Source organism: uncultured Aquincola sp. (assembly GCF_964001545.1).
Classification (GTDB): Bacteria; Pseudomonadota; Gammaproteobacteria; order Burkholderiales; family Burkholderiaceae_C; genus Aquincola.
The window spans coordinates 1-8,493 of sequence record NZ_CAXFDV010000413.1; the positions used below are offsets into that span (position 1 = coordinate 1).

At 71.0% G+C, this 8,493-nt stretch carries 8 protein-coding genes; 3 read left to right on the forward strand and 5 right to left on the reverse strand.

Features of this window, described 5'->3' with window-relative positions; all coding sequences use genetic code 11:
• Nucleotides 1-111 precede the first annotated feature (111 nt).
• Nucleotides 112-558 (reverse strand): type II 3-dehydroquinate dehydratase, encoded by a 447-nt coding sequence (locus ABNT58_RS14085; protein ID WP_348754093.1) that lies wholly within the window; start codon nucleotides 556-558, stop codon nucleotides 112-114.
• A 41-nt stretch (nucleotides 559-599) separates the two neighbouring features.
• Nucleotides 600-1,616, reverse strand: a complete 1,017-nt coding sequence (locus tag ABNT58_RS14090) for a TRAP transporter substrate-binding protein (protein WP_348754094.1) — start codon at nucleotides 1,614-1,616, stop codon at nucleotides 600-602.
• A gap of 164 nt (nucleotides 1,617-1,780) precedes the next feature.
• On the opposite strand from ABNT58_RS14090, the gene ABNT58_RS14095 reads away from it, so the two are divergent.
• The gene (locus tag ABNT58_RS14095; protein WP_348754095.1) at nucleotides 1,781-2,575 is read left to right on the forward strand and encodes an IclR family transcriptional regulator; all 795 of its coding nucleotides are present in this window, start codon (nucleotides 1,781-1,783) and stop codon (nucleotides 2,573-2,575) included.
• Between the two features lie 25 nt (nucleotides 2,576-2,600).
• Here ABNT58_RS14095 and ABNT58_RS14100 read toward each other — a convergent pair whose 3' ends face one another.
• Nucleotides 2,601-3,962, reverse strand: a complete 1,362-nt coding sequence (locus ABNT58_RS14100) for a HAMP domain-containing sensor histidine kinase (RefSeq protein ID WP_348754096.1) — start codon at nucleotides 3,960-3,962, stop codon at nucleotides 2,601-2,603.
• Entirely contained in the window at nucleotides 3,956-4,612 is a 657-nt protein-coding gene (locus tag ABNT58_RS14105; protein ID WP_348754097.1) for a response regulator transcription factor, read from the reverse strand. The genes ABNT58_RS14100 and ABNT58_RS14105 overlap by 7 nt, the downstream gene beginning before the upstream one ends.
• 117 nt (nucleotides 4,613-4,729) lie before the next feature.
• Between ABNT58_RS14105 and ABNT58_RS14110 the strand changes: the two genes are divergently transcribed.
• Nucleotides 4,730-5,956 carry a serine hydrolase domain-containing protein gene (locus ABNT58_RS14110; RefSeq protein WP_348754098.1) on the forward strand — a complete coding sequence of 409 codons (1,227 nt, stop codon included), beginning with the start codon at nucleotides 4,730-4,732 and terminating at the stop codon, nucleotides 5,954-5,956.
• A gap of 10 nt (nucleotides 5,957-5,966) precedes the next feature.
• On the opposite strand, the gene ABNT58_RS14115 is transcribed toward ABNT58_RS14110, so the two are convergent.
• Entirely contained in the window at nucleotides 5,967-7,376 is a 1,410-nt protein-coding gene (locus ABNT58_RS14115; RefSeq protein ID WP_348754099.1) for a M20 family metallopeptidase, read from the reverse strand.
• 101 nt (nucleotides 7,377-7,477) lie between these two features.
• Here ABNT58_RS14115 and ABNT58_RS14120 point away from each other — a divergent pair, with 101 nt between their 5' ends.
• The gene (locus ABNT58_RS14120; RefSeq protein WP_348754100.1) at nucleotides 7,478-8,413 is read left to right on the forward strand and encodes a LysR family transcriptional regulator; all 936 of its coding nucleotides are present in this window, start codon (nucleotides 7,478-7,480) and stop codon (nucleotides 8,411-8,413) included.
• Nucleotides 8,414-8,493: the final 80 nt, after the last annotated feature.

Genomic DNA, 8,493 nt, shown 5'->3' on the forward strand with positions numbered 1-8,493 from the left:
AGCACCACGTTGCCGAACACCAGCAGCACCATCACGGCCAGCGCCAGCACCAGCAGGGCTTCGAGGGCCTTGCAATAGAAGTGGAAGAAGCGGGTCACGTCGGCGCTTTCTTCAGGCCTGGCGGTTGTCGCGCACCAGGTCCACCAGCGCCCGCAGGCCGAAGGTGTAAGAGCGCCAGCCCAGGCCCTGGATGGTGGCCTTGACCGCCGGCGAGATGATGGAGTGCGCCCGCCAGGCCTCGCGCGCCGCGATGTTGGACATGTGGATCTCCAGCACCGGAAAGGGCATGGCCTTGATCGCGTCGTGCAGCGGCACGCCATGCTGCGTCAGGCCGGCCGGGTTCACCAGCGCGCCCTGGGCGCTGTCGATGCGCTCATGCAGCTTGTCGATCAACGCGCCTTCGTGGTTGCTCTGGAAGGTCTCGAGCGTCACGTCCAGCTCACGGGCGATGGCGCCCAGGCGTTCGTTGATCTCGGCCAGCGTGGTGGTGCCGTAGATGTGCGGCTCACGGCGGCCGAACAGGTTGAGGTTGGGGCCGTGCAGGACGAGGATGTTCATGGGTAGGCGGGAAGCGTCGGCGGGTCGGGCGGCAGCGGGCATCACTTGCGGATGCGGACCAGCTCTTCGTTGTAGAGCTTGACGATGGCCGGGTCGTAGGAGGCGGCCAGGCGGTCGGTCACCGGCTTGGCGATGGCGCTCATCGCGTTCTGCGCGGCAGGGGTCAGCTCGTTGTATTGCATGCCCTTGGCCTGCAGCTCGGCCACGGCCTTCTGTGCGGCGGCGCGGCTGGTGGTGCGCTGGTAGCTGCGCGCCTCGTTGGCGGCGTCGTTCATCGCCTTTTTCTCGGCGGCCGACAGCTTGTCCCAGAAGCGCTTGCTGACCAGCACGATGTTGGCCGCGTACACGTGGTTGGTGGCGCTGACGTACTTCTGCACCTCGTACATCTTGTTCGACAGGATCACCGCGAAGGGGTTCTCCTGGCCGTCCACCGCCCGGCTTTCCAGCGCGCCGTACAGCTCGGCGAACGGCATCGGCAGCGGGTTGGCCTTGAAGGCCTTGAAGGTCTCCAGGAACACCGGGTTCGGGATCACGCGCAGCTTCAGGCCTTCCAGGTCTTCGGGCTTGGTGATGGGCCGCTTGCTGTTGGTGACGTTGCGGAAGCCCAGGTCCCAGTAGCCCAGGGCCACCAGGCCTTTTTCGGGCAGCTTGGCCAGCAGGGCCTGGCCGAAGGGGCCGTCCAGCAGCGCATCGGCCTGGCCGAAGTCGCTCACCGCGAACGGAAAGTCGATGAGGCCGAACTCCTTGACGATGCCGGCCAGCGAGGTGGTGGCCGGCGCGCTCATCTCCTGCACGCCGCCTTGCAGCGCCGACTGCTGCTGCAGCTCGTTGCCCAGCGTGGAGGCCGGGAACTCCTGCACCTTCATCTTGCCGCCGGTCTTGGCGGCCAGCAGCTCGGCGAACTTCTTGACGCCGGCGCTCACCGGGTGGTCGGCGTTGTTCAGGTGGCCGAACTTGATCGTGCGTTCCTGGAAGTCCTGGGCGGTGGCGGTCAAGGCCGGCAGCGCGAGCAGGGCGGTCAGGCAGGCGGCGACGAGTGGTCGGCGGGTCAGCTTCATGGGGTCTCCGATGACAGGGTTCGTTGAATCTTGACCGTGAGCATAGAAAAAACGGAAAACGTTTCCACTATGGAATACGCTTCCTCCCACGTTCGTGACGTAACAGGAGGGTTAGAGTGCCGACGCAGCCCAACACGGCCCGCAGCGACGGGCCGGTGAGACACATGAGTTCAAAACTTCAAAGAAGCTTCAACGTGCTGGAGACCCTGGCTGCGCATCCGCAGGGGTGTTCGCTGTCCTTCGTGTCCAACGAGCTGGGCATTCCGCTCAGCGTCACCCACCGCCTGCTGGCGGAGCTGGCCGAATACGGCTACGTGCGCCAGGAGCGCGACCACGGCGACTACACCCTCACCGTCAAGCTGGTGTCGCTGGGCCTGAGCTTCCTCAGCAACTCCGGCGTGGTGGACGTGGCCCAGCCGCTGCTGGACGGCCTGGCGCAGGAGTCGGGCGAGCTGGTGCGCATGGCGGTGGTCGATGGTGACGACCTGGTGTTCGTGGCCAAGGCCCAGGGCGCCACCCGCGGCCTGCGCTACGACCCCGACATGGGCCTGGCGGTGCAGCTGTCGTGCAGTGCAGCCGGCCATGCGCTGCTGTCCACGCTCAGCGATGAAGAGGCGCTGGAACGCGTGGCCCGCCAGGGCTTTGGCCAGCCCGATCAATACGGGCCGCAGGCGCCCACCACGATGAAGGCCTTGCTCACCTACATCCGCAACGCGCGCAAGCGCGGCTGGAGCAGCATCGTCGAGGTGTTTGCGCCCGGCATGTCGGCCATGGCCGCGCCGGTGCGTGCACCCGGTGGCCCGGCCATCGGCGTGGTCACCATCGCCGGCCCGCTGGTGCGCCTGACCGAAGCCCGCATGGAAGCGCTGGCGCCGGCCTTGATGGCCACCGCGCAGGACGTGATGGCGGCCAGCAAGGCGTCGCCGATGCTGGCGCGGGCGCAGCGCCGCACGGCCTGAGGCGGGGCCATCGAGGGCTGTTCAGTCAGCCCTGCGGCCACTCCACGCACACCCGCAGCCCGGGGCTGTCGGGCCGCGCCGACAAGCGGGCCTGCCCGCCCAGGCGGCGGGCCGCCTCCTGCACGATGGCCAGGCCCAGCCCCGAGCCGGGGCCGGCGGCCTGCCCGCGGAAAAAGCGCGCAAAGGCCTGCTCGCGCTCGTCGGCCGGCATGCCCGGCCCGTCGTCCAGCACTTCCAGGCGCAGCTGTCCGCCCTCGACGGACAACCGCACCTCCACCTGCGAGCCGGGCGGGCAGTGCACCAGCGCATTGCGCAGCAGGTTGTCGAGGATGGACTGCAGCGGCGCCAGCGGCAGCTTCGCCGGGCACTGCTCCGGCGACACCAGGGCCAGGTCGATGCCGCGTGCATCGGCGGCCGGCGTGAGGTCGATGAGCTGCTGGCGGATCACGGCCACCAGGTCGGTGGCTTCGGCGGCGCAGGGCGGACCGGGCGCTTCCAGCCGGGCCAGGGTCAGCAACTGCTCGACCAGGTGCGACGTGCGCTGCACCCCGCGCTGAATACCCTGGCGTGCGGCGTCGGCCGTGGCGGCGTCGGTGGCGCTGGTCATCGCATGCGCGTGGGCGGCGATCACGGCCAGCGGCGTGCGCAGCTCGTGCGCGGTGTTGTGGGTCAGGGCGCGCTCGGCCTGCACATGCTGCCGGGCGCGGGCCAGCAGGCCGTCGATGGCGGCCACGATGGGCTGCAGCTCCGCATAGCGCAGGTCCAGCTGCAGCGGCGTGAGCGTGGCGGCATCGCGCTGGGCCAGCGCTTCCACCAGCCGGCGCAGCGGCGAGAGTCCGGTGCGAACGGCCCACCACAAGGGCAGCAGCAACAAGGGCAGGGCCACGCCGATCGAGGGCAGCAGCCCGCTGCCCAGCCAGCGCAGCACCAGACCGTCTTGCACCACCGGCTCGAACAGCAGGATGCGCCAGCGCGGTGTTTCGTGCAGCCAGGGCCAGTAGCGCCGGCCGCCCAGCGTGATGATCGGCTGGCGCGCCTGTGCGGGCGAGGTGGCTGCTTCGTCGTGCAACGCGGCGGACGCGTAGATGCGCTGGCCCTGGGGCGTCTGCAGCTCGAAGGCCAGGTCTTCGATGCCGGGCAGGCCGGCCTCGTGCCGCGAGCGGTTGAACTGCAGTTCCGTGGCCCGCACGATCTCGGCGGCCACGGGCCCGTCGACGTTGGCCAGCGCCTCGCCCAGCGCTTGGGCCGCCGACCGTTGCGCCACCCGGTCGGACAGGCCGGCCTTGAAGGCCAGGTAGTCCAGCGCCACCAGCACCGCCATGATCAGCGCCACCGCCAGCAGCAGCACCCGCAGCAGCCGCCCTTGCAGCGAAGTCTGCTTCAGCATGCGCGCAGCTGGTAGCCCACGCCGCGCACGGTGCGTATGCGTTCGGCGCCGATCTTGCGGCGCAGGTTCGAGAGGTGCACCTCCACCGTGGCGGCGTCCACCGGTTCGCCCAGCGGCTCCAGCAGCTGCCCCAGCACCTGCTTGGGCACCACCGTGCCGGCTTGCTGGGCCAGCGCGGTGAGCAGCTGGAACTCGCGCGCCGACAAGGCCAGCGGCTGCCCATCCAGCCAGGCCTGGTGCGAGCGCGGCGACAGCGTGAGCGCCCCCAGCTCCCACCGATCGCTGGCCTGCTGCCGATGGCGGCGGTGCACGGCCCGCACGCGCGACAGCAGCTCGGGCACCTCGAACGGCTTGACCAGGTAGTCGTCGGCGCCTTCGTCCAGGCCTTCTAGCCGGTCGCTCAAGGCGGCGCGGGCGGTGATGACGATGACCGGCGTGGCGATGCGCCGGGCGCGCCAGTGCCGCAGCAGGTCCAGCCCTTCCTGGCCGGCCAGGCTGCGATCCAGCAGCACCAGGTCCGTCTCCGGCCCCAGCGCGGCACGGGCATCGGCCGCGCGGCGCACCCACTGCGCCGTCATGCCGTCGGCCTTCAGCGCGGCCAGCAGCGCGGGGCCCAGATCGAGGTCGTCTTCGACCAGCAGGATGTGCATGCGCCGGACTGTATCGCCCGACCCTGAAGGCCAGCCAAAGGCGCGGGCGCCCGACTTTGGCTTCTCTTTGGGTGCGCGTTTGCAGACTGCGCCACCTCACCACTTCGGAGATTGTTGATGTCGAGTCATGCCCTCCATCGGCCCCTGCAGCGCCGTTCGGTGCTGCAGCTGTTCCTGGCCACCGGCCTGGGTTGGAACCTGTCCGCCTGCGGCGGCGGATCGCCGGCGTCCGAGCAGGACCGGATGCACGATGCGCTGCAGACCCAGGCCGATGCCGCGGTGGCATCGGGCCTGGTGGGCGTGGCCCTGGGCCTGGTCACCCGCCAGGACAGTGCCCAGGCCGTGGCCGGCCGGCGGCGGCTGGGGCAGGCCGCCGCGGTGCAGCCACAGGACCGCTTTGCCATCGGCTCCAACACCAAGGCGATGACCAGTGCCGCCATCCTGGCGCTGGCCGAACGTGGCGGCCCGGCGCTGTCGATGACCTTGCCCCAGGCCTTCGGCGCCTGGGCCGGCGAGATCCACCCTGCCTTCGTGCAGGTGACCCTGGCCGACCTGCTGAACCACCGCGGCGGGCTGCCGGCCTTCAACGGCAGCGGGCCCGAAGAGGAAGCGTTCTTCAGCGCGGTGCAGGCCGACACCGGCGCCTTGCCGACCACGATGGCGGGGCGCCGTGCCTACTTCGCGCGTTGGCTGCTGGCACGCCCGCCGGTCGAGGGCGTGGTGCCGGGGCGCGACTTCCTGTACTCCAACGCCGGCTATGCACTGGCGGCCGCGATGGTCGAGGTGAGCACCGGCCGCAGCTTCGAGCAGGTGTTCGAAGAAGTGCTGGTGCAGCCGCTGGCCCTGCAGGGCGAATGGCGCTCGCCGGTGCCTGGCGAGCAGGACCTGCTGTGGGGCCATGAAGGCGCGGCCGGCGAACTCACGGTGGTGCAGGCCAGCGCCGAGTCGGTGGCCGCCAAGGATTGGCAGGATGCGCTGGGCCCGGCCGGCCACTGGGCCTGCACCGGCGCCGCTTATGCAGCGTGGTTGCGCTGGCACCTGCAGGCGCTGCAGGGGCAGCCCACGCCGCTGGCCAAGGCGTACGTGAACGACCTGCGCGAAGCGGCAGACGGCCGCTACCTGTGGGGCTGGCAAGCCCAGGCCACGCCGCATCGCACGCTGCTCACCCACACCGGGCACGAGCCCGGCTTCATGGCCGAAGTGGTGGTGGACCGGGCGGCCGACTTCGCGGCCTTCGGCCTGACCAACACCGGCCACTTCTCGGCAGATGGCAGCAGCTGGGTGCTGGGCCGAGTGGACGCGGCCCTGGCCGAGGTGCTCGAGCAGCGGTCGATCGCGCTGTGAGCACCGGAGCCTAACGCGTCGCCCAGGCCGCCTCCCGCGCGGCCGGCTCGCCCAGGTCCCAGAACAGCCCGGCCATCAGCTGCAGGGCCTGGCGTGCCACGCTGCCCAGCAGGTGCTCGTCGGGGGCATGCTGGGCGCAGGCGGGGTGCGAGTGCGGCACCCACAGCGTGGGCAGGCCCAGCGTGTGCGCGAACACGTCGTTGGGCAGCGTGCCGCCCAGGTTGGGCAGCAGGGCCGGCGGCTGGCCGGTGCTGCGTTCGATCGACGCCATCGCCCAGTGCACCCAGGCATCGTCGGGGTTCAGGCGGGTGGCTTCCATCAGCGGGCCGCTGGGCGTGACCACCACGTCGGTGAAGCCGTGCGCGTCCAGGTGCTGGCGCAGGATGGGCAGAAAGTGCGTGTCGTCGCTGCCCACCACGTAGCGGATCTGGCAATGCGCCTGCGCCCGCCCCGGAATGGCGTTGACGGGCGCCTCGGGGTTGCCGGTCTTGAAGGCCAGCACCTCCAGCGTGTTCGAGCCGAACACGCGCTCAGCCGGCGTCAGGCCCGGCTCGCCCCAGTCGGCATCGATCACGGGGTCCGCCGGGCCGCCGCCCACCTCGATGCTGCGCAGCGCCTGGCGCACGTTGTCGGGCAGGCTGTCGGGCAGCAGGCCCGGCACGCAGATGCGGCCGCGTGCATCCACCAGGCTGGCGATGGCATGGGCCAGCCGCACGCCGGGGTTGCGCAACAGGCCGCCCCAGTTGCCCGAGTGATGGCCGGCCGGCCGCAAAGCGATGGTCAGGTCGAAGTTGAAGCCGCCGCGCGAGCCCAGGAACAGCGTGGGCCGCTGCGCCGACACCCGCGGCCCGTCCGAGGCCAGGAACAGGTCGGCCGCCAGCAGCGTGCGCTGCTGCTCGCACAGCTCGCGCAGGCCGATGGAGCCGGTTTCTTCGCCCATCTCGAACAGCAGCGTCAGGTTGTAGCCCAGGCGGCCGCCGCGGGCGGCCAGCACCTCGGCCAGCGCCATCAGGTTGATGGTGTGCTGGCCCTTGTTGTCGGCGGTGCCGCGGCCATACAGCCGGTCGCCTTCGGCCTGCAGCTGCCAGGGCTGCAGCCCTTCGCGCCACTGCGCTGCATGGCCACGCACCACGTCGCCGTGGCCATAGCTCAGCACGGTGAAGGCGGCCTGCGGCTCCTGCCGCCGGGCCACGAGGAACGGGGAACCGCCGGCCACCGGGTTGTCCAGCAGCCGGCCCTCGAAGCCCAGCGCCTGTAGCGCCGGCAGCAGCTCGTGCTGCAGGTAGGCCAGCAGCTGGGGCGCCTGCGCCGGCTCCTGGCTTTCGGTGGGGCAGGCCACGCGGCGTGCCAGCACGGCCTGGAAGCGGCCATCGTCGAACAGCGCGGCAGCGGCCGCCAGGGCGGAGGATCGGTTGCTCATGCCGCCCAGCGTAGGCCGTGGCGCGCGATGCAACAATCAGCATTTGTGCACGCAGGGCTTGCCGCTTCGGCAAGGCATGCCCGGCGCAAGGAGGATGACCGATGCGCGCCCATCACCTGCAGGACACGGCGCTGCGCTACTTCCTGGAAGTGGTGCGCAGCGGCTCGCTCGCGGTGGCTTCCGAGCGGCTGCATGTGGCCGCCTCGGCCATCAGCCGGCAGATCTCGGGGCTGGAACAGGCGCTGGACACGGTGCTGTTCGAGCGCCAGCCGCGCGGCATGGTGCCCACGCCGGCCGGCGAGATCCTGGCGGCGCATGCGCGCCGCAGCAGCATGGACGCCGACCGGGTGCTGGAGGACCTCGACGCCTTGCGCGGCGCGCGCCAGGGCCGGGTGCGCATTGCCAGCGCCGAGGGTTTTGCCAGCCACTTCCTGCCGCCGCTGATCGTGGAGTTTCGCCGCGTGCATGAGCGCATGGTGTTCGACGTGGCCGTGGTGGCGCCCGGCGAGGTGCCGGCGCGGCTGCGCGCCGGCGATGCCGACATCGGCCTGACCTTCAGCCGCACGCCGGAGAAGGACATCCGGGTGGAGCACCAGCAGCCCGCGCCCATCCTGGCCTTGATGCGGCCCGATCACCCGCTGGCGGCGGCCCGGTCGCTGACGCTGGCGCGGCTGTGCGAATACCCGGTGGCATTGCCGGCGCCCGACACCACGCTGCGGCAGATGATCGACATCGCCTGCAGCCGCCAGCAGATCGACCTGCAGCCCATGCTCACCTGCAACACGGTGGCGGTGCTGCACGGCTTCGTGCTGGAAGGCGGGGGGCTCACCGTCTCGGGCGAAGTGTCGGCCCGGCACTGGGTGGCATCGGGCCAGATGGTGGCGGTGCCGCTGCGCGACCGCGGGCTGGACCTGCGCGACATCCAGCTGCAGACGCTGGCCGCCCGCACCTTGCCGCATGGCGCGCAGCGCTTCCTCGACTTCCTGAAGCAGCGGTTGCCGGAACGTCTGCAGGCCTCGCGCCGCCGCGGCGGCTGAACCGCCGTCGCATCGCGCCCGGCGGCGCCTTGCCGCTTTGGCAAGCCGCGCTTGCAGATTCTGCGATTGCCGCGAAGGCA